Genomic DNA, 23,139 nt, shown 5'->3' with positions numbered 1-23,139 from the left:
TAAATTCATTTTTTACTACATTAGTAACCTATGACGGTAAACAGGATTATAGCGCATGTGTTTCAGCAACCTTCCCTGCGGGAGGTGGATGAAGCGGCCATGGAACAACTGGTGGCAGACCACCCGTATTTCGCCGCTGCACGCCTGTTGCTGGCCCAAAAGGTATTTCAGCAAACCGGCAACCTGCATGAAACAGCTGTTAAACAGGCGTTGCTATATACCGGTCAGCCACATCATGCCTATCGTGTGATCACGGCAGAACAGGTATTACAGGAAGTAGAAACCCGCGTGGCGCCGGTTATACCGGATGATAGCCTGCCGGAAGAGGATATCCCTTCAGCGGCAGCAACGGCTGCTGCAGAAGTGCAGGAAGCAGCTGTGCTGCCGGCCTCTGAAGAAACAACTGCTCCTTTGGTGCTGGAAAACACAGTGGAGGAGCCAGTTGCGCTGATGCAGGAAGAAGAAGCTGCCCCTGTCGCTTTCCACGAAGAAGTAATACCTGTTATACAGGAACAACTGATAGCCGGTGACGCAGTGGAAGCTGCCGCCCATACGACATCTCGCGAAGAAGTGATACCTCTTATGCAGGAACAACCGATAGCCGGTGACGCAGTGGAAGCACCCACCCATACTGCATCTCGCGAAGAAGTAATACCTCTTATGCAGGAACAGCCATTGGCCAGCGAGGCAATTGAAACAGCACCGCTGGAAGCCGTGGCCGATTATGAACCCGCCGAAAACCCCGCCCATACAGCGGCCGGCGTACAACCTCCGGACGTGGAAAGCATCACTGCCAGTGATGCCAACAGCGACGATGAGCCTGAGTCGTCCGGACCCATTAAAATATTCCCATTGGCAGTAGAAGAAACCGCAGATACAGAACTGATCTTTCAACCTTTATATACTGACGACTATTTCGCCTATAAACGGCTGAAAAGTCCGGAAGAAGCAGATGAACTGAGCGACCAGGGCGCCGCTGAAATGAAAAGCTTTACCTCATGGTTGCGCCAGATAAAGGATAATTTTTCCGGCAGAACCAGCAAAGACTGGTACCATCAGCAATTGCACCGTATTTATGAAGAAGAAACAGAACCGGAAATTTCAGAAACAGTAGAAAAGATGGCCATGGACTCTATTGTGTTTAACAACGACATCGTTTCTGAAACCCTGGCAGAAATCTGGATACGGCAACAGCAATATGGCAACGCGATTAAGATATATCAAAAATTAAGTTTGCTTAATCCCGACAAAAACGCTTATTTTGCGCAAAAGATATTAGAATTAAAGTCACTAACAGACAAAAATAAGTAATAATTTATGTTGATAATTTTTGGTGTCCTGATCATTTTAGCCTGTGTGTTGTTAGGCTTCTTTGTGCTGATCCAAAACCCTAAAGGCGGTGGTCTTTCCGGCGCTCTTGGCGGTGTTGGTAATCAGGTGATCGGGGTACGTCAGACTACTGACGTATTAGAAAAAGGTACCTGGGTACTGGCTGTAATCATTGCATTACTGTGCCTCACTGCTCCTTTCTTCATTGGCAAAACCAGCAGAACACAAACTGTTGCGCCCAGCGCTGTTGAAAGAGCATCTGCCGGCCAACCTGTTCCTCAACAGGCGCCTCCGGTACAAGCTCCGGCTCAGGCCCCTGCACAAAATCCTGCTCCCGCTACTCCGGGTCAGGGCAAGTAATTAACATTACCTGAATAATAATATTTAAAACCTCGCCGTTAAAAGCGAGGTTTTTTTAATGGCGAACTGAAGGAGTATCTTGAAAAACCTGGCTGACTAGTGCATTTCGCCCGAAATTGTAACGTCCAATATTATTTATGGCTAAGAAAAAATCTTCCAGCAGAAAAACAGTCTGGTTAAGACGGGGACTGGTTATTGCCGGCTGCTTGCTCGCCGGGGTACTGGTCTATATTTCCTATCGCGTATTTGGTCCTAATACCAAGGCTTTCGGCGACAGCAAGTATTTCTATGTACGCACCAACAGCACCTATAACAATGTGCTCGATGGACTGGAAGAACAGGGGATCGTCCGTAACCGGAATAGTTTCAACTGGGTAGCCAGGCAACTCGACTACCCCTCCCGGGTAAAGGCAGGCCGGTATAAAATCACGAGAGGCATGAGCAATTTTGATATTGCCCGCATGCTCCGTTCAGGTAAACAATCGCCCGTTGATCTGGTCATCAATAAGATCCGCACAAAAGATGATTTTGTCAGGAAGATCTCCAATAACCTGGAAGCCGATTCCGGCGTGCTTCGTTCGCTGATGACCGACCCTGTTTACCTCCGCCAGTTCGGGCTGGATACCAACACTGTCATGTGCGTCGTAGTACCTGATACCTACGAATTCTACTGGAATACCGGAGCTGAAGCGGTTTTCAAGAAACTCGAAAAAGCCAGAGAAGCCTTCTGGACGCCGGAAAAGAAAGAAAAAGCGGCCAAACTCGGACTTTCACTCAACGAAGTAACCATTCTTGGTTCCATTGTAGAGGAAGAAACCAATAAAAATGATGAGAAACCGCTGATCGCCAGTGTGTATCTGAACCGCTACCGCAAAGGCATGCGCCTTCAGGCTGATCCAACAGTTAAATTTGCTTTACAGGACTTCGGCCTGAAACGCATCAGGGAAACTCATACGCAGTATGATTCTCCCTACAATACCTACCGCTATGAAGGATTACCACCGGGCCCCATTTGTACTCCTTCTGAGAAAACATTAAATGCCGTGTTGAACACACCGGAAACAGATTACCTGTATTTTTGTGCGAGATCCGATTTCTCTGGCTATCATGCTTTTGCAGCCACCTATGCAGACCACCTGGTGAACGCAAGATTGTACCAGGCGGAGCTGAATAAAAGAGGCTACTAGCTGGTAGCTGCCAGTAGCCAATAATAATTGTTTTAATATGTGATCCGACTAGCCTTTAGCTGCTAGCAGCTAAAGGCTAAAAGCTAATTGCTAATGCCCTTCAAACCCGAGAACATTATACTGCATTCCCGCCCCTGGCGCCGCCTGGTGGAACGCACTAAAACCCTGATACTACCCGGGTTTGAAGGCTTGCCCTTATATGATGTATTGAAACATTTTATGCAGGAGGTCAAAAACAGAGGCCTGGGCGACCGTGCCAGGGCCATCTCTTTTAACTTCCTGCTGGCGATTCCGCCGTTTTTTATCTTCCTGTTCACATTGGTGCCATACATCCCTGTTACCAACATCGAATCCACCCTGTACGACCTTGCGCAGGACCTTACGCCCAATTACAATACTTACATGATCGTAAGAGGAATGATACATGATTTCCTCTACACACACCGGAACGGCCTGTTGTCGATTGCCTTCGTAATGGGCTACTTCTATTCCTCCAATGGTGTAATGGGCATACTCCGCTCTTTCAGTAAAATACAGGGTGCGGGCTTCCGGAAACGAAAATGGTGGCAAAACCGGCTCATTGCGCTGCAGCTCACGGCCATTGTGGTGCTGATCCTGCTTATTTGCGTGGCGCTGGTGATTGTGCAGGGTGCCACACTACGCTGGGTATTCAGCCTCCTGGGTATTGAAAGCATTCCGCTCAGGCATGTGATTGATATAGCAAGATGGGTACTGATTATACTACTCTTCTACTCCATCAATGCCGTACTGTATCGTATAGGCGCCGCCACTACCAGAAAGTGGAAGTTTATTACTGCCGGCGCTACCGTGGCTACTACTTTCATGATACTCGTTACCCTGGGCTTCTCCTGGTTCGTAAATAACTTTGGCAACTATAACAAGATCTATGGATCTATTGGTACGATCCTCGTACTCATGTTATGGATCTTTTTCAACTCTCTCATCCTGCTGGTAGGGTTTGAATTGAATGCCAGCATCAGAACGCTCAGCGATGCGCGACAGGACGAGAAAAAGCACCAGGTACCGGCATGATACCTGCGCTGGCACATATCTTCCGTAATATATCTGACAATTATTAATTATAATATTTTTTATTATATTTCGATAGAATAATGAAGTTGTATCACATTTACTGTTGCATTTACTATATTTAACCTGGACCTGTAAACCACTAGTAATGATTAAGTCCGCTTTTTATTTATCCTGTTGTGCTGTTTTGCTGTCCTCCTTTCAACCACCTGACCGGGAAATGCCATTGGAGCCAGGGGCGCTTTTGCCTAAATCGGAAATTGCCTGTATGGATATCTCCGGGAAAGATATTTCACTGGGCGCTGCCAAAGGGGGCAATGGTTTGCTCGTAATTTTCGCCAGCAACCAATGTCCATACATGTTACGTAACCACGACAGGCTACATAACATCTGCGCGTACGCACATAAAAACAATATCGGGGTGGTAATGGTAAATTCCAATGAGGCAGCCCGCAACGGAAGTGAATCCTTTGCCGCCATGAAACAATATGCGGCGTCCATACAATTCACGTGGCATTATATACTCGACCGGAACGCCCTGTTGGCCGATGCTTTCGATGCCAACCACACACCGGAATGCTTCCTGTTTGATAAAAACAGCCGGCTCGTATACAAAGGAGGAATTGACGACAGCCCGGGAAACGCCGAAGCTGTTAAAAACAAATATCTCCACAATGCCATCAACGAAATGCTGGCTGGTAAAGCTGTTAGCGTGAATGCATCACATAGTTTGGGGTGCAATATCAAAAGGTTTTAGCCTTTGATAAAATGCGGCGGAGATCACATTGTATTAATAATATAACGTGATCTCCGCTGCATTTTACTAAAGACCAGCAGCTGCTATTGTCCTACCAGGAACACCGCATTACTAAACAACAATTTCCCATTCTCCCAGAAGCTTCTGAATAATGGATTATCCGCCATCACGATCACCTGTCCGTTCCCCATTTCCTTTACGCCGAATACCAGCCCATCTTTCATCTGCTGACGGGTGTCGGCACCTACAAATCCGCTCAGGTAACTGTCTTTTTTCAGCACGCCTACATTCCAGCCGCCGTTCTCAATAAACTCGTATAAGCGGGTATCCTGTTTCAACGTGTAATAATAAGCCGGATAGCCGAATGCCAGTGGATGAGTAGTGTCCATCTGCACCTTATAGATGGCCCCGGGTACAAACTGCCGGATGCTTTCCCGCTCCCTGTTGGCGTAGGTTCTCAGCACATCGTATGTTTTTTCGTTGCCTTTCTCTTTTACATCCTTATCATTGTCGGCGTTCTTCTTCAGTTTGATTCCCCAGTCTGTTGCCGCCAGTTGCACGCCGGCACTTTCCAGCGCAATCAGTCTTCCGCCATTGCTTACCCATTCCTTCAGTTTGTCGGCCGACGCTTTATCGGTGAGGAATTTATAATCCCCGTCAGGCATAATCAGCACATCCGTTCCATCCCAATTGATTTCACCTATGTCTTTTACATCCACTACTGTCACCGGAAAATCGAGCTGCTGCTCGAAGAAATGCCATACCTCGCCCATTCCCAGCGATGAAACACCATCGCCACCCAACACGACCACGTTTGGTTTCTTAATGAACCTGATCTTGTCGGAGCCGAAATCCATCCCTTTGTCAACAAACCCGCTGGATACTGCGTCGAGGGAGATTTTGAACCGGTCGGCCTGCGATGTGATAAACTGATCGAACTGAGAAGAGTTATTACCCGAGCGGGTTACGACCAATGTGCCGGCAGGAAAATCTTTTCCACCCACAGTGAAAGGCGTTTCAGTAAACCGCACTTTGATATCACTTTCCAACAATGCGGATAAGAATTTCACATCCCGCAGACTGTTCCATTGCGCCAGATAGGCGTAAGGACGCTGCGCCGAAAGCGGAGCATTGTTCTTTATCACAGGAGCATCGGCCGCAGGTGTTAATGGTTGTTTGAGTGCATAGGAAGTGAGCCCGTAGGCATAAGGAATCGCCCATGCGGTAATGTCGTAGGTTACGGAGTCTGTCAGATGCGACACCGGTTCAAACAGTACCCTGAGCATATTGGAATGAGGCTGAAAAGCGTTGATCACCAGGTCTTCCTTATCAATGCCGAAATTTTCATTTTTTCCTGTAAAATAATTGAACCCGGTGGCGGCGCCTATGGTAGCGCCATAGCCGAATGCGATGTTGTTTTTGCGCAGCAGCTCTGCGAGGGTATTCAGTTTTTCCGTATTGCCGCCGGCTTTCACTACATAAGCTTTATATCCGCCCTGCGGCGATTTCCGGGCAGATTCGAAATACTGTGCATATTCGGTAATGATCTTATCTGCATTTTGAGCGGCTACTTCTATAGTCGACATACCCGTCGTGAAATGATGTGCGATACGATCGGCCAGTGAAAGCGTGTCCCCATCTTTCTTCACTACGGCCAGGCCTGCGCGGCCGCCACCACCCTGCTCATAGGTCATACCAATAGCTCCATTGTACATGGGGTACGTGTCGCCATAGCTGGGATAGAAAAGATCGAAGCGCTCTTTGGTGAAGTAAAGCCAACCCTGTTCGTCGAAATATTTTGCATTGTTTTTACCAATCATCAGCTGAAGCTGTCGCTGCCAGGGAGTAATGGCATCATGAAACGGCTCTGCAGCGGGAGCAAAATAATAAGGCGCTTCAATTTCCTGTTCGTGAAAATCTACATGCAGCTGCGGCATCCACTGGTTATACTTTGCTACACGCTGCTGCGATTCTTTTTGCGTTTGCCACGCCCAATCACGGTTCAGATCAAAATAGTAATGATTCGATCTTCCTCCCGGCCATGGCTCATTATGTTCGCGGGCATAGCGGTTTACATTCGGTTTTGCACCGCGGGTGGTATTGTAAAAATTCACGTAGCGCTCCCTTCCATCCGGGTTCAGGCAAGGGTCTATGATGACAACGGTATTCTTCAGCCATTGCTGCGTTTGTGCGTTTCCGTTATTAACCAGTTCATACAGCGTTTTCATCGCTGCTTCTGTGGAAACCGATTCGTTGCCGTGCACATTGTAGCTGAGCCATACAATTACCGGCTGATTTGCGGTACCGGCCCCCCGGGCGTTAGACATATCCAGGCTATGTTGACGTATTTCGTCCAGCCGGGCCGCATTTTCCGGCGACGCTACGATAGCCATCATTAGTGGCCGGCCTTCGTAGGTAGTGCCATATTGCTCCAGCTTCACGTTCTTTACAGAAGCGGCTACCTGCCGGAAATAATCAATTACACGGTAATGGGGAGTAAACCTGGTACCCAACGGATAACCCAGGAACTGGTCGGGCGTAGGTGCCTGAGCGCCTGATCTGAGAAAACCAAGCAGTATGGCTGCCATTAAGATATATCTGCGCATATAAAGCCTTGCTGTTAATTAATACAACTGTAAGATAGGGATTGTTTTCCAGGCTAATTAAATTTCCTACAGTCCCCCGCAAGTCTTAATTTAGCCTCAAACACGATTTTCATGCGCTTCCTGATCCTGCTGGGGCTCACGGTATGCACGTTACATACTGCCTTTGCCCAACAAACCATAGATGATTTACACCCGTACGATTACTCCATTGATAAAGATATCAAGGTTTTGCACGGCGCAGTGGTATCTGCACATCCGCTGGCCAGCCGGGTAGGCTCGATAATACTGGAGCAGGGCGGCAATGCAGTGGATGCAGCCATTGCCACACAATTGGCCTTGGCAGTGGTATATCCGGGTGCAGGTAACCTGGGCGGTGGCGGCTTTCTGGTCGGGCACCTGAAAAACGGCCGCAACATTGCCATCGACTATCGCGAAACAGCTCCCGCCAAAGCCAGCAGGGATATGTACCTCGATTCAGCCGGCAATGCCATTACACAGTTGAGCCTCGATGGCCATCTGGCAGCTGGTATACCCGGTACGGTGGCAGGCTTGTTTGCTGCGATGAAATATGCGAAACTGCCCTTCACGAAACTGATAGATCCGGCCATACGCCTGGCGGAGAAAGGATTCGTTATCACAGCAGCAGAAGCAAATGGGCTGAATACCTACAAAGGCGATTTCGAAAAGCTCAATACAGCACCTACAGCTTTTGTTAAAGCACAACCATGGAAGGCTGGCGATACCCTGATACAAAAGGAACTGGCTCATACGCTCACGCTTATACGAAATAAAGGAGCAGCTGGTTTTTATCAGGGCGAAACTGCGGCGAATATAGTAGCTGAGATGAAACGGGGTAAAGGTATCATCTCCCTACAGGATCTGAAAAACTACAAGGCTAAAGACAGAACACCTGTTACTTTTGACTATAAAGGCTACACGATTGTGACGATGCCGCTTCCTTCCAGCGGCGGTATCTGCCTGCAGCAATTGATGGGAATGGTGGAAAACTATCCGCTGTCACAATGGGGATTTCATTCTGCCCAGGCCGTGCAACTGATGATAGAAGCGGAAAGAAGGGCTTATGCCGACCGGGCACAATTCCTCGGCGATCCGGATTTTGTAAAGGTACCGGTGGCCAGGCTGACTAACAAGAAGTATCTCGCCGCACGTATGCAGGACTATACACCGGGCCAGGCCGGCTCCAGCGATAAAACCAAAGCCGGTATTTTCCCTGAAAGCGAAGAAACCACGCATCTCAGTATTATCGATGCAGATGGTAATGCCATTGCAGTTACCACTACGCTCAACGGGCACTTTGGCAGCAGAACAGTGGTAGGAAAATCAGGCTTTCTCCTGAACAACGAAATGGATGATTTCAGCGTAAAACCGGGCGTGCCCAACATGTACGGACTGGTTGGCACAGAAGCCAATTCCATTGCACCTTTCAAGCGCATGCTCAGCTCCATGACGCCCACGCTTGTGCTGCAAAAAAATGAAGTGCTGTATTCACTCGGAACACCCGGCGGCTCTACCATCATTACGTCCGTATTTCAAACGTTAATGAATACACTGGAATTCGGGCTATCACCATCGGAGGCAATCAACAAACCTAAATTCCACCACCAGTGGCTGCCTGACGAGATTGCTGTAGAGAAAGATTTCCCTGATTCTACTATCACGGCACTGGAAAAGATGGGCTACAAAGTAGTGAAACGCGGTGCTATAGGCCGTACAGAAATAATAAAAAGAGCGCCTGAAAGCCGCTTCCTGGAAGCATCCGGAGATAAAAGAGGCGACGACAGCGCTGCAGGTTATTAAAGTAAATAAAACATCGTTATGTCTATCCAAAGTATATATCTGCAAAGTGTATTGCAACGATTTGAAATGCACCGGCAGCTGGGCCTTAAAACCATAGAGCGCCTCAGCACAGAACAGCTGCATTGGCAACCGGAAGGTGAGCCCAACAGCATTGCGCTGATCATTCAGCACCTGCATGGTAATATGTTATCGCGCTGGACCGACTTCCTCACGAGCGATGGTGAAAAACCCAATCGCCATCGTGATCAGGAATTTGAAGACCATACTGCCAGTAAGGAACAACTGCTCGAACACTGGAATGCAGGCTGGGACTGCATGATGAACGCTATCCGCAACCTGCGTGAGGAAGACATTGAAAAAACAGTGTATATCCGCAGCGAGCCGCATATAGTGATAGATGCCATTAACCGGCAACTGGCGCATGTTCCCTATCATGTAGGACAGATCGTATATATTGGCAAAATGCTTCTTAAAGATCAATGGGAAAGCCTGTCGATCCCCAAAGGAGGCTCTGCTGCTTTCAATCAGGCTAAAACTGAGAAAAAGTAATTCATGAAAATACGCACCATATCAATTGTACTCGCCGCACTATCCCTGACGACCGCTTGCCGGAGTAAAAAGAATAATGAACTGCTGATGAATAAAAAGTGGAGGGTTTACGATGTTAAGATCCCGCCTGATGCGCCTATCAGCAATACCCAGTATATTCAGGCAGAAGATCTGAAGAAAGGCTATTACAGTGATGCCTATTATCAGTTCCTCGATAATAATATGTTTATTGCTACTATCGCAGGAAAATCTGATACCGGAAAATACTTCCTGCTCAGCAACGGAGAAATGATCTCGGTTACCGCAAAGAACGGCGACCGCAAGGTAGAAAACCTGGTTACTATCACCCGGCTGGATGAAGATCATTTCGATATGAAAGTTACTTCCACTGATTTCCAGTTTATCTTATGTACTAAAAAAGACTGATCCGGGATGATCCAGCATACAGCTTATACACCAGGCCGGACAGCGGAAATAGACGGGCGTACCTGCCTGTTCTTTTCCGGATTTGCCTACCTGGGCCTGCATCAGCAAGAGGCTTTTCAACGCTTGCTGGCAGAGGGTATTGCCAGATATGGAACGATGTTTCCTTCATCGAGGGCAGGTAACCTGCGACTGACGTTGTATGAAGAAGCAGAGCATGCGCTTTGTACGCATCTGGGCCAGCAATCGGCTGCTGTATTTTCATCCGGTTTTCTGGCATCTCAGGCAGCTGCCCAATACGGCTCCACCTGCGGCCAGTTGCTGTACGCACCCGGAGCGCATCCCTCGCTCTGGCACCATCAACCAGCCCGGCAAAACATCAGCCGGGAAGAATGGATTGCACAGACCATCGAAAAAATAAATGCACATCCGGATCATCACTTTGCAGTTGTTTCAGATACCGTGAATCCGCTGACCAGCACCATCCACTCATTCGACTGGCTGAAAGTACTGCAGCGTAAGGTACTGGTTATTGCTGATGATTCGCACGGCATCGGCATCCTGGGCCCCGATGGTCAAGGCAGTATTCATTTCCTGCCACAGCTTCCGCAGGTACGCTACCTCCTTACGGCATCGCTGGCAAAGGCTTACAGCGTACAAGGCGGAGTAGTAGCGGGTCACGCTGCTGATATCAGCGGATTGAAAAGAACACCACTCTTTGCCGGCAGTACTCCCATGGCGCCCGCCAATGCTTTTACCTGGCTGAATGCCGCCAGTATTGCGGCAAAAATGCGCATTGCACTCCAACACAACATCTCTACCCTGCAACAACTCACTTCCGGTACAACGGTACACAATCCCCACTCACTCCCGATGTTCATACTGCAACAGGGAGCACAGCTGGTACACCAGTTAATGAACCGGGATATTATCATTTCCAGTTTTCCCTACCCACATCCGCATAGTGAGCCGGTGAACAGAGCGGTGGTTTCAGCCCTGCATTTACCGGAAGACCTGATTGCGTTATCGAAAGAAATTGAGCATTAAAGAGAAGAGCTTAGCATTAACCGCCAAGCTCTTCTCTTTAATGCTTAATTTCCTTATTCTTAATTCGAAACCCTTACCGTCTTCGGCATTCTATACTCTACCAGCCACGTTCCGGCTTTCATCAGGCGGAAGGCAAACAGCGGATTCACGCTGCCGACTTTACTGGTAAGGCCTTTATCCACACTCACAAACCTCGATGGGATGCGATAATACATCAGGTAGTTCCAGTTGGTGCCACCGGAAGAATATCTGCTCAGGGGGAATGGTGCAATTTCGAAATTACAGATCATCGCGGTATCTGTGTATTGGATTGGGTGAAACCGCGCATAGTTCTCAAATACAGGACGGTCGCCACGTTTGATGATCTCTCCCTTTGCGGGATTGAAAGGCTTACCATCTTTATCTGTCAGTTTCAGGATCACGGAAGCACCGCTCTCACTTATTCTTGAGATGGTAAATGCAGGCATTCCCATCGGAACGGTAGCAGAACCATCATCAGGGAAGAAGTTACAGTTAGCAGTTAATTCTGTCACCAGCGGAGGATCAATAGTGGTTAAGGTACCGATGTTCCTGTACAGCTTACTCCCCGCAACATTAGATACTTCCACATCATATTCATAGGTTACGCCTACCGGTAAACTATCAGTGGCACCATTGAACAAAAACTGGCCGCTGGGCAGGAATACAAAGGGCTGCATGTTTTTCAGCGCCCGCTTCTTATTCACCTGTTCTATAGTTGTATCTACCGCAGGATCTACCGATGCCGTATATACGTAAACAGGATATTCTTTGAAGAATTCATCTGCATGCTTTTTGTTATCAGCTCTGCGTATATCCAGCAACTTCACGGTCATTGGCTGGGTAGTACCATCCGGCAGGATAGCATTTGTTTTCTGGAAAGGATTACCACGTTCTACTTTGATCGGGGAATCAGGTACATAAAGACCATCGCTCAGGAAACCCTCACTGATTTTTTTACAACCTGTGATCAGCAAACCCAGTAATAACGCGCCTCCCAGTAATTTCTTGAAATTATATTTCTCAGACATACTTTTAAATTTTGATAATGACTACTTCCAATAAAATACATGGTTGTTTTGCAATACATGCAATACGCCCGTTTTGGTAAGGATACCGGTAGTTTGCAGGGTGAATACTTTATCCCTGTCGCCCGGCGGGAAGTTATCCGGCAGCGGATCGGGATCAAGCCCGTTGATCACCTTCGCCAGTGTGATGTATTTGACGCCTGCGGAAAGAATATCGCTGTTCAGCAGGGTCAGCTTAAAAGCGAAATCCTCGCCTACCATATTTTTGTATACCTGCGATTCCATCGACAGATCGGATCTTACAATACTTCCCTTAAAGCAGTAGGCCAGCAGGGAGTCTCTCAGCTCCGGTGCCTTGATGCTATCCAGTGTATACTTAACGTTCTCGTTGTTGGTCGCTTTCTGCAACTGCCTCGTTCTCACGTCCAGGAAAGATTTGACGGAATAATTGGTCACAGCTATGAACGTGATGTTGCTGTTAACGGTTTCTTTCAGCCCTGCTTTATCTATCAGCTGTACCAGCGTATCAAAAAGCGGATTGGCTTTCAGATAATCGTAGGTAGTCAGGTCCGACTGCGCTTTTGTAGGGCTGCCACCCATGAAATGATCATCCTTTCTGCAGGCGGAAAACAACAGGGAAGCAAGGATTAATCCTGCTGCAGCCCGGGCAATGAATATGCTGAATTTGTTCATGTCAATGTGTTTAAATGATATCTGAATACTATTTCACTTTTCCTAACCAGTAAGAATTTTGTTGCAGCACACTGTTGTTGAGGAACAATACGCGCCCTACCGGCCATTTCCAGCCACCTGCGTCGTAGCGGCTCTGAGGGAAATTACCGCCGGCGTTCATATCCAGGCTGGTCAGGAAGCCGGTGCGCACCAGGTCGTACCAGCGTTGCCCTTCGGCGTATAACTCACGGGAACGTTCTCTGGAAACCTCCTTCTTAATATCATCTATATCGGCAGCTGTAAGTGTGTAGGCATTAGAGCGGGTTCTCACCATGTTCACATAGCGCAGTGCATCTGCAATATTTCCCTGGTCGGCGTATGCTTCGGCACGCAACAACAACAGATCGGCATATCGCATGATGATGATATTGGCATCTACAGCAGCGTCGGTGAATGTGCCGGGGTTGCGATAATAAATATTCTCACGGTTAGGCCCCGCAAATTTGCAAATCGTTACGCTGTACTGATCGTCTACATCCAGGCTCGCAAAATAATATTTGAGACGCAAATCGGCATCGTCGTCGTACAGCTCACTGATCAGGTCTTTATTCGGTGCATCCGGTTTTCCGGTCCTATTTGCAATGAATGGCGCCTTCAGGATATTGTAATAAAAACCTTTTTCTACCTGTTGTTCTCCGCTACCCACCTGCATGTTAATTTCAAATACGCCTTCGTTTGATTTACCGTGGAAGATCTTGGGATACATATCAGCGGTCAATAACTGGTATTGCCCACTTTGTTCCACGGCATCCACGGCACCAATGGCGTTGGTCAGATCAGCCGGGGTATTTCCTTTATTCAGGAAATTACGCCACATGTAAGCATGCGCCAGTAATCCGTATGCGGCGCCTTTATTGGCTCTCACTGCTCTTTCTCCCCCATTCTTATATTCCCAGGGTAATAAGTCAACCGCTTTTTTCAGATCAGCGATCACAGTATCCAGCACCGCCTTTTCGTTGGTACGCGGAAGATTACCGGAATGCGCCGGATCATCATCAAAGGACATCACCAACGGCACATCGCCCCATAAGCGCACCATGTAGAAATAGGAATACGCACGAAGGAAGTAGGCTTCTCCCATATAACGGTTACGGGCCTTCGTTGGAGCATCCGTAAACTGTGCATCCGGTATGTTGGGAATGTTATGCAGCATAATGTTCGCCTGGGTGATCACCTTGTAGTAGGGCGACCAGTCGTGGTATTTATCCAAATAAGATCCCAGGAAATCCGCATTGGCCATACCATCTCCTCCTTTTACCAGGAACTGCACATCGTATACGTTAAAATCCCTGAACTCAAATGCAGGCAATGAACCATAGGCGAAATGTGACATGTTTTTATCCCAGTCCGTATTGGTAGTAAGTGCTCTGCGCAATAAGGCATATCCTCCTGCCACACCTTGTTCTGCATCACGCTGGTTTTGCCAGAATACGGAACCATAAGGAGAGTTGATCGGATCCTGGTTCAGTAGTTTTTTACAGGAAACAAACGGAGATAACAGCATACCTGCAGCTATTACCGTAAATATATTTTTCAGACAATTCATATCCACGTCTTTTTAAAATTATAAACCAATGTTTACACCTAATGTGAACTTCTTCGGAATCGGGTAGCCGCCGCCAGTATAGGTACCTTTCTCATCTACGGCTTCTGCATCCGGTACACTGGCTTTCTGGAACATCTTCACATTATCTATCACGCCATATATCTGAAACCTTTTAAGACCGGTTCTTTCCAGAAACTTAGGCCCAAACTGATAAGCCACGTTGATGTATTTGATACGTACATAGGAACCATTTTCCACAAAGGCACTCGAAAAAGGCAGGAATTGATAATAGTAATTCTTGCTGTACGGGATTACCTCTGAGTATTTAGCATGATCGCCTTCCTTATGCCAGCTGTCGATGGTTGAAGGATCGATGGCAGCGATATCTGCATAAGTGGTAGTGAGCCCTATCAGGCGGTCGGACATAAACTTATTGTAGATATCACGTTTAAGGGTAAACGTAGTATATACCTGCAGGCTAACCGGGCCATAAGTAAAGCTGTTCAGGAAACCGCCGGTACAGGCCGGGTTAGGATTACCTGCGCGCACCTTGTCATTCCAATCCCATACATCGTAGTCGCCATTCTGATCAACCCAGATGAAATCGCCGGCCTGTACGGTATGATTACCATTCCAGTAAGTCATCTTTTCACCGGTATATGGGTTAAACGGAATGTCTTTCGCCGACGCATATACGCCCTTGCTCTTGATCATGTAAAACTCATTGATGGCGCGGCCTTTCGTTAGGATGTAGGTCATACCCGTGTTGTTGTCCGGCACCACGAGGTCGCGGTTGTTGTTTGGCAGTTCTACAATCTGGTTTTTGATAAAAGACAGAATGAGGTTCGCGTTCCACTGGAACTTACTGGTGGGCGGCATAATGCGGCCCTGTATGGTAAATTCCATCCCGGTATTACGTACGCTTACAGCATTGGTATTCACTTTATCATATCCGGTAGTAGATGGCAGCATCAGGTCAAATAACTTCTTGGAGGTTCCCCGGTTGAACGCATCTGCAACGATGTTCAGCCGTCCGCCGAAGAAACTTGCATCGATACCAATGTTCGACTGCAAAGCCTGTTCCCAGGTCAGCCCGTTCTGAGCCACCCCGTCGGAGAAGTTAGGTGTCACCGCATTCACGCCATTGTAGGTACCTCCGATAGAACCACCGTAAGTACCCTGATTGGTGATATAGGTGTTGAAAGGAAGATAATATTTGGTAGGTAAGCTTCCTGTCACGCCAAAGCTCCCGCGGATTTTGAAATATTCCACCCATTTTTTCAATGGCGCCATGAAAGGCTCTTCGGAGATATTCCATCCACCGGATACTGAGGGGAAATATCCCCAGCGGCTGTTTGCGCCGAAACGGGAAGACGCATCTGCACGGTATGCGAAGGACAAGAGATATTTTTCTTTGTAGTCGTAGTTAACACGGGCAAAGAACGACAGCATCCCGGCCGACTGGTAATCAGATCCTGATACCAGGTTGCCATACACATCTTTATACATCAGATAGTTCAGGTTATACCCCTGTACCACTTTTACATTGTCGTTCCCCAGGGAGCCACTGCCAATACCGGTATATTCGTTCCTTACATTATTGATAGTGTTACCCAGAAGGGCATTGAAGTGATGATTGTTATTGATGATATTGGTGTTGTAGGTCAGGGTATTATCCAGGTTCAGATTTTCATACCTGGATCTGCCGCTTTGCGCATAAGATAACCCTTGCTGATTCAGGATACCAGGGCGGAACAGGTCTCGCGCGTTAACGCTCGACTGTACAGATCCGATAGAAGTAAAGCGCAGTTTATTCGTAAAGTCGTAGCTAACCGTCAGGCTGGCGGTGATATCGTCATTGAAGTTTTTATCTCTTCCTCCTTCCAGATCGCCGGTAAAGTTTTTCTTATCTATATCAGAGAGATTGTAAAGAGAAGAACGATATTGCCCGTTCATCAGTGGTATCACATCCTCTCCGGGAACGGTACCTCTTCCCCTGGAACGATCGCCACGGCTCAGGCGGAATAGGGATACCACATTCAGTTTGGGCGATACTCTCAGGCCCATAGTACCGGAAAGTGTATAACGCTTAAAGCCTGTACCACGGATGGTACCGCCTTCATTATAGTAGTTACCGCTTATCCGGTAGTTCATCTGGTCAGATGCACCGGAAACAGAGAGGTCGTAGTTCTGGATAACAGCGTTCTTGTAAAAAAGATCCTGCCAGTCGACCTGCCCCATATACGCGGGATTCAGGCTGTCGGTGAGCAGCATCGGAATGGTGTTTTGCTTCTGATCGTAGGTCAGGTATTTATTCAAATAGCCCATTTTAAACCAACGTTCTTCTGCCCCTCCAAATACTTTCTCCAATTTTGGTTTTTCCACCATACCGGCGTAAGTGGAAAAATTCACCTGGGGTTTGCCTATTTTACCACGCTTGGTTTTTACGATCACAACGCCGTTAGCACCGCGCGACCCATAAATAGCAGCCGCAGAAGCATCTTTCAGGATGTCGATCGATTCAATATCGTTCGGGTTGAGGCCGGCGATATAGTTGGTACCGGTGTTGTCGAATGCAGCGGCATCATCCATGGAAATGGGAATATCGTCGATCACGAACAACGGAGAGCTGAGGGTACGTGCGGCGCTGGCATCACGACTGATAGAGGTATTTCCTCTTACTACGAACGAACCGCGTACACCAGGTTCCCCGGTGAAGTTCTGTACGTTCAACCCGGCGGCCCGGCCCTGTAACAGCTGGTCGAAACTTGGCGAGGGAAGGTTTTCAATTTCCTTACCCTTCACGCTGGATACAGCGGCAGTAACGGTTTTCCGCTTTACTTCCTGATACCCGATCACCACCACATCTTTCAGACTCTTAGGGTCGGGCTTCAGTGAAATGGTATACGAGTTATTACCGGTCAGCGTCACCGTTTGCGTTTCATAACCGATAAAAGATACAGAAAGCTTATGGGCAGCTCCCTTCAGGGTCAGGGTAAATTTACCCTCCGGAGAGGTGGCCGCACCATTGTTGGTGCCCACTTCTTTAACAGATACGCCGGGAAGCGGTGCTCCCGAATTATCTGTTACTGTTCCGGAAATTTTTCGCTCCTGGGCCCATGCCTGCAGGCATAGGAATCCCATTAGCACTAGTAGTAGCAACTTTTTGTGCATAGATTCTGGTTTAATAAATTATGCTGGAATGGCCTGTCCGGCCAGCGATTATTTGTTCACTGGTAAATAATTAAGGTTTTGTTTGTTTACCTGATGAGATAAACCGGGTGTTGACGATTGATTAAATAATTGAATGGTGAAATAAAAAATCTGGTTGATAACAATTAGTGTTCACTGATCAATGCTAAACGTTCTTTTTTCCGTACAATACTTTCAATGCTTCAGACGTTCATTGTTCTGGACGGAAAAATAGAACTGTTAAAATTTTCCTAATAAAGCCTGCGCGATAACTGACAAATTCATGACTGTTCTTACGATCAATTATAAGTTGGTACATTCATCTATAACAAATTTAAAATCAGATAATTAACTATATTAGAAGTATATAGCAAGATAAGTATATGTCAATATCCTGCTAGATAAAGTTAAAATAATGCCACCTCCGTCTTCCACAGTATGACATTTTAATGACGACATGAAGTATCGGGAATTTCCATGGATGCTTACTCACGGCGACCTATATACGAAACTGCAAAGGGATCGATGTTTACCATTTATGGGGAAATACACCTTATTTATCCGTTAAATGGCATTGACTGCCAACTATTAATTATTTTTGCCGGATAAACTTTACTGCCTGAAAAAAGTACGGAAAATATCATCTGTAGTATTACTGTGTTTGTTTGGCCTTGTCATTCTGATTGGGATTCTGATCAATGTTCCCATAGTACAGAACCTCCTTGTACATGAGGTGACAAGCCGCCTGTCGGAGCGCCTGAAAACGGAAGTTGAAATAGACAGGGTAACATTCAGGTTGTTTAATTATATGCAGATGGAAGGCGCGCTGATAAAAGACAAAAACCACGATACCCTGCTGTATGCAGGCAACCTGCAGGTGCGTATCACTGACTGGTTCTTTTTCCAGGATAAACCCGTCATCAAATACATCGGTCTCGAAAATGCCCAGGTGAACCTGCTCCGTTCCCGGAAAGATTCTGTCTGGAACTATCATTTCCTGGAGGAAGCCTTTGGTACCGCTGCTCCTGATACCAGCAGCAAAACCTCCGGGGGACTGTCGCTCGACCTGAAGAAAATTGACCTCCGCAATATCCGGCTGAACCAGGTCGATGCCTGGATCGGTGAAGATATGCGCGCTTATGCCAAACGCATTTATCTCGATGCCAAAAACCTCGACCTGCAGAAGCATAACATCGATATTCAGGAACTGACGCTTACTGACCCCAGCTTTGTGATCAGTGACTATGCCTCTTCCCCGCTCCGGCATAAACGCCCCAGGAGCCCGGGTAGCCAGGTGCCCGACACCGGTCAGCTGCATGACCTGAGATGGAATAATGCCAACTGGAAGTTACTTGTTAAAGAGCTGAATATTAAAAACGGAACCTTTGGAGTGGATAACCCCGACGACTCCACCAAAATTGAGCCTGGCTATTTTGCTCCCAATCATATCCGCTTTAATCAGATCAATCTTTCGCTGACGAATACCAGTCTCATAAAAGACAGTATCATCGGAGATCTGAGCCTCCGTACCAAAGAACGCAGCGGGTTTGAGGTAAAGAAACTTACCAGCAGGTTTAAAATGTCGCCCGTGGAAATGGAGTTCTCCCAGCTCGATCTGGAAACGAACCGCAGCCACATTGGCGACTATTACACCATGCAATACAGTGATATCAATGATATGAGCGACTATGTGAACGATGTGTTCATGCAGGCCCGTTTCAAAAACTGTAAAATATCTTCTGACGATATCGCCTTCTTTGCTCCTCCCCTTTCCGGCTGGAAAAAAGAAATCACCCTCACCGGTAAAGCCCGTGGCCCCGTCAGCAACCTGAAGGCATCCGACATCGACCTCACGGCAGGTAATACCACCCGCCTGAAAGGAAGCCTGGAAATGCGCGGTTTGCCTGATATCAAAGAAACATTCATCGACTTCCATACTGATGAACTGGTGACCACCGGCGCCGACGTAATACAGATCATGCCGGCAGTCAAAGATGTGCTGAACACCGTGCGGATCGATAAACTCACTGCTATCCGTTTCGATGGCAGCTATACCGGTTTCATCAACGACTTCGTAGCCTATGGCCAGTTTCAGACCAATCTCGGCCGCGTGAATTCTGATATTAACTTTAAAACCAACCGCGATGTTCCGGTATATTCAGGTAGCCTGAAAGCCGTCAACTTCGACATAGGTACGTTGCTGGATAATAACAATTTCACTACCATCTCCCTGGACTCCAAGATCAACGGGGAAGGGTTTAATATCAAAACCCTGAAAGCCAGCATAGATGCGGACATACAGGAAATAGCACTTTTCGGATACAACTACCATAACATCAAAACGAAAGGTGATATGAGCCGCAAATTTTTCAACGGCTCACTGACGGCCAACGATCCTAATCTGGATATGGACTTCGCCGGTACTATCGATTTCAACGAAGCCCTGCCGGTATTCCGTTTTAATTCCGAAATACGTAAATGCGACCTGCGAGCCATGCACGTAACAGAAGATTCCGTTACCCTGCAGGCCAAGCTGGACCTTAACTTTGCCGGTAGCAACATCGATAACTTCGACGGTATCGCCCGGATGTACGAAGTATCGGTATTCAAGGACAACCGCCGCCTGGAATTCGACTCGCTGAACGTATCCTCTCATATGGTGGATAACAAAAAGGTGCTTGAATTTGCAGGCAGTGAAGTCAGCGGGTTTGTAAAAGGCCAGTACAGCTTCCTGCAGCTGCCCGATGCGTTTCACCTGTTACTGAACAAATACTACCCGTCCTATTTCAGCGCTCCCGCCAATAAAGCCATCAATCAGGATTTTACATTTGCATTCAATCTTGGTGAGGTCGATAAGCTGCTGAAAGGCTTTACCAATCAGTTTACCGGTTTCAATCAAAGTAAGGTAACAGGCGCCCTCAATACCATGAATGGCGGGAATCTCTCGCTGAATGTAATGGTACCGGAAGCCGGATACCAAGGATATCATGTACAGGATTTACAGGTAAAGGGAGATGGGAATTTCAACAAGGTCAATATCAGTACGAGCATCGGGAAGGTATTGTCGGGCAAGAACGTAGTGCTGCAAGATCCGGTCATACTGGCCAATTCCAGCCACGATACCTCCTACGTGAAAGTAGACCTTTCTGCAGAAGATACTTCTTCGCTGGATGGATTTTACGCCCGGGTGATTACGGTGGCGGAAGGCGTAAAGATCAATTTCCTCAACAGCGCTTTCACTGTAAACGAGCGCCAGTGGAATGTTACCCCCGGCAATGAAATTTACTGGAGCAAACATTTCCTCACAGTAAAAAATCTGAAGATTAACCGGAACGATCAGAGCATTACGGTAGAAACCAATGAATTCAATCCCGACGAATCCAAGTTCATCGTCACGCTCAAAAACCTGAACCTGGCGGATGTGATTCCCGCCCAGCTGATCACCACGCGTATAGAAGGCATTACCGATGGTACCATTAATATTGCAGATCCCACCCAAAACCTGGATATCAATGCTTCGCTGAGCACCAGGGAACTGCGTATCAATAACGACTCTATCGGCATTGTTAAACTGGATGGCAGCTATTATCACAAAACAGGCGAAGCCACCTTTAACGTACAATCCAACAACGAAGGAAAAAGCTTCCTGGCTCAGGGGAAAGTAGGACTAACCAGCACCAACAACGGCATCGATGGCATTGTCAGACTAAATGGCACGTCCATCAGTCTGCTGAACAGATACCTGACCGGTTATGTTTCAGATCTGAGCGGTACCGTTACCGGCAACCTGGCTATTGGTGGCAACACCAGCCAGCCTTCTGTAAAAGGCACGTTGAGTCTTGATACGGTAGGTGTTACCGTCGACTACCTCGGTACCCACTACCGGATCCCTAAGCTGAATATCAACGTGGACGATAATCTTATTGAATTCGGCAATTTCCTGCTGGTGGATCAATACAATACGAAAGGCACGGCCAGTGGGTATATCAGCCACGACCATTTCGATAAACTGAATTTCGATTTCGATGTAACAGGCCGCGGCTTCCAGTTCCTGAACACCACCGCTACCAATAATGATCTTTTTTATGGAAATGTAATCGCCGATGGTAAAGTGTATTTCTCCGGCCCGATCAACGATATGCAGATGCATATCCTGGCCAGGCCTATCAAGGGTACGCACTTCTACCTGCCTATGTCCGATAGCAAGGATATTGGTAAATATGATTACATCACCTTCAAAACCTATGGTACCGAAATAGAGAAGAAGAAAAAGAAAGATAATACCAAACTGACCGTCAAGCTGGACATTGCCGCCAATCCGGATGCACAGATTGATGTGATACTGGATGCCACCACCGGCGATATCATCTCTGCCAATGGTACTGGTAACCTCCAGATCACCGTGAATACAGAAGGCGACTTTACTATGTTTGGTAATTATGAGATCAATAACGGATCTTACAACTTCACCTTTCAACGACTTACCAGCTGGAAGTTTGACATTGAGAAAAACAGTACCATTACCTGGAACGGCGATCCTACAGAAGCGCGCGTAAACATCGTGGCTAAATATTCGCTGCCGAAGGTGAGTCTTTACAACCTGGTAGGCCAGGGAAGCAACGTTCAGGCCGATAAACTGGCAGCCCGTACAGAAAGAGTGGACGTGCTGATTAACCTGCGTGGCGCCCTGATGAAACCGGATATCAGTTATTCCATTGAACTGCCGGATGTGGGTAGTCTTGCTTACGAAAGCGGTGTAGCAGCCCACCTGAAGGAGATCAACAACGACCAGAACAAAGCACTGCTCCAGGTTTGGGGACTGCTGTTCTCTAACCAGTTCCTGCCCGACGACGCTACCTCAACAGCGGCCGCCAATGTGGGTATCACCGGTAAGAACAGCGTGGGTCAGGCGCTCTCCGCACAGGCGCAGGCCATATTGAACAATATCACCGGCGCGCTGCTTAAGAACAGCGGAATCGGGGTAAATGTGAATTACCGTGCCTATAACATCGGTGGCGGGCTACAGGACAATTCCTCCGTAGACCGCAACCAGGTGAGTGCCGGTATTACCAGCAATCTGTTCAACAACCGCTTCCGGTTATATGCCGGCGGTGATTACGATTGGGGGAAAACAACTTCTTCTGCCAACGCCAACCGGTTTGCGGGCGACTTCCGCATCGAATACCTCCTGACGCCCGATGGCCGTTTCCGTATCAATGCGTTCAGCAAAACCGATTACGACGTGTATGCCCTGAATAACCGCACCAAATCGGGTGTAGGTATTTCCTATATCCGTGAGTATAACCGCTTCAATGAGCTGTTCTCCAGCCTGCGGCACAAGCGGCCTCCCCTGCTGGATTCCCTGCAACGGGCCACTATCCGCAAACAGGAGCAGGAAGACTCCCTCCGTGCACAAAAAGCCGACTCAGTCCGCACCAGACAACTCGATTCCCTTCGCTTTAAGAAACAATAAAAAAGGAGCAAAGGCTGTATAGCT

General features: G+C 47.6%; 15 protein-coding genes. 10 read left to right on the top strand and 5 right to left on the bottom strand.

Going from position 1 to position 23,139, the window contains the following annotated elements; genetic code table 11:
- Positions 1 to 30: 30 nt before the first annotated feature.
- The 5 genes from UNH61_RS06615 (at position 31) to UNH61_RS06595 (ending at position 4,683) form a co-directional block, all read left to right on the top strand.
- Complete coding sequence (locus UNH61_RS06615; RefSeq protein ID WP_326991347.1) at positions 31 to 1,311, top strand: hypothetical protein; 1,281 nt, start codon at positions 31 to 33, stop codon at positions 1,309 to 1,311.
- Between the two features lie 6 nt (positions 1,312 to 1,317).
- Entirely contained in the window at positions 1,318 to 1,689 is a 372-nt protein-coding gene (gene secG, locus UNH61_RS06610) for a preprotein translocase subunit SecG (RefSeq protein WP_326991346.1), read from the top strand.
- 137 nt (positions 1,690 to 1,826) lie between these two features.
- The gene (gene mltG, locus UNH61_RS06605) at positions 1,827 to 2,876 is read left to right on the top strand and encodes an endolytic transglycosylase MltG (RefSeq protein WP_326991345.1); all 1,050 of its coding nucleotides are present in this window, start codon (positions 1,827 to 1,829) and stop codon (positions 2,874 to 2,876) included.
- Between the two features lie 93 nt (positions 2,877 to 2,969).
- Positions 2,970 to 3,929, top strand: a complete 960-nt coding sequence (locus UNH61_RS06600) for a YihY/virulence factor BrkB family protein (RefSeq protein ID WP_326991344.1) — start codon at positions 2,970 to 2,972, stop codon at positions 3,927 to 3,929.
- Between the two features lie 145 nt (positions 3,930 to 4,074).
- The gene (locus tag UNH61_RS06595; RefSeq protein ID WP_326991343.1) at positions 4,075 to 4,683 is read left to right on the top strand and encodes a redoxin family protein; all 609 of its coding nucleotides are present in this window, start codon (positions 4,075 to 4,077) and stop codon (positions 4,681 to 4,683) included.
- A gap of 83 nt (positions 4,684 to 4,766) precedes the next feature.
- Here UNH61_RS06595 and UNH61_RS06590 read toward each other — a convergent pair whose 3' ends face one another.
- Positions 4,767 to 7,289, bottom strand: a complete 2,523-nt coding sequence (locus UNH61_RS06590) for a M14 family metallopeptidase (RefSeq protein WP_326991342.1) — start codon at positions 7,287 to 7,289, stop codon at positions 4,767 to 4,769.
- A gap of 111 nt (positions 7,290 to 7,400) precedes the next feature.
- Between UNH61_RS06590 and ggt the strand changes: the two genes are divergently transcribed.
- Genes ggt through UNH61_RS06570 form a run of 4 tightly spaced genes read left to right on the top strand, consistent with a single transcriptional unit; the run spans position 7,401 to position 11,126 of the window.
- Positions 7,401 to 9,107, top strand: coding sequence for a gamma-glutamyltransferase (ggt, locus tag UNH61_RS06585; RefSeq protein ID WP_326991341.1), 1,707 nt, complete (start codon positions 7,401 to 7,403; stop codon positions 9,105 to 9,107).
- An 18-nt stretch (positions 9,108 to 9,125) separates the two neighbouring features.
- Positions 9,126 to 9,656, top strand: a complete 531-nt coding sequence (locus UNH61_RS06580; protein WP_326991340.1) for a DUF1572 family protein — start codon at positions 9,126 to 9,128, stop codon at positions 9,654 to 9,656.
- Positions 9,657 to 9,659: 3 nt separating this feature from the next.
- On the top strand, positions 9,660 to 10,082 hold the full coding sequence (locus UNH61_RS06575; protein WP_326991339.1) for a hypothetical protein: 423 nt from the start codon (positions 9,660 to 9,662) through the stop codon (positions 10,080 to 10,082).
- Positions 10,083 to 10,088: 6 nt separating this feature from the next.
- On the top strand, positions 10,089 to 11,126 hold the full coding sequence (locus UNH61_RS06570) for a hypothetical protein (protein WP_326991338.1): 1,038 nt from the start codon (positions 10,089 to 10,091) through the stop codon (positions 11,124 to 11,126).
- A gap of 59 nt (positions 11,127 to 11,185) precedes the next feature.
- Here UNH61_RS06570 and UNH61_RS06565 read toward each other — a convergent pair whose 3' ends face one another.
- From UNH61_RS06565 to UNH61_RS06550, 4 genes are read right to left on the bottom strand one after another with little or no spacing between them, the layout of a single operon-like run.
- Complete coding sequence (locus UNH61_RS06565; protein ID WP_326991337.1) at positions 11,186 to 12,175, bottom strand: DUF5007 domain-containing protein; 990 nt, start codon at positions 12,173 to 12,175, stop codon at positions 11,186 to 11,188.
- A 21-nt stretch (positions 12,176 to 12,196) separates the two neighbouring features.
- On the bottom strand, positions 12,197 to 12,865 hold the full coding sequence (locus UNH61_RS06560; RefSeq protein WP_326991336.1) for a hypothetical protein: 669 nt from the start codon (positions 12,863 to 12,865) through the stop codon (positions 12,197 to 12,199).
- A 28-nt stretch (positions 12,866 to 12,893) separates the two neighbouring features.
- On the bottom strand, positions 12,894 to 14,450 hold the full coding sequence (locus tag UNH61_RS06555) for a RagB/SusD family nutrient uptake outer membrane protein (protein ID WP_326991335.1): 1,557 nt from the start codon (positions 14,448 to 14,450) through the stop codon (positions 12,894 to 12,896).
- Between the two features lie 18 nt (positions 14,451 to 14,468).
- Positions 14,469 to 17,624: a SusC/RagA family TonB-linked outer membrane protein gene (locus UNH61_RS06550; protein ID WP_326991334.1), complete on the bottom strand. Its 3,156-nt coding sequence runs from the start codon at positions 17,622 to 17,624 to the stop codon at positions 14,469 to 14,471.
- 616 nt (positions 17,625 to 18,240) lie between these two features.
- Here UNH61_RS06550 and UNH61_RS06545 point away from each other — a divergent pair.
- Complete coding sequence (locus UNH61_RS06545; protein WP_326991333.1) at positions 18,241 to 23,115, top strand: translocation/assembly module TamB domain-containing protein; 4,875 nt, start codon at positions 18,241 to 18,243, stop codon at positions 23,113 to 23,115.
- Positions 23,116 to 23,139 lie beyond the last annotated feature (24 nt).

It is taken from the genome of Chitinophaga sp. 180180018-3, assembly GCF_037893185.1.
In the GTDB taxonomy this organism is placed as follows: Bacteria; Bacteroidota; Bacteroidia; order Chitinophagales; family Chitinophagaceae; genus Chitinophaga.
This window is presented reverse-complemented; position numbering and strand designations above follow the sequence as displayed.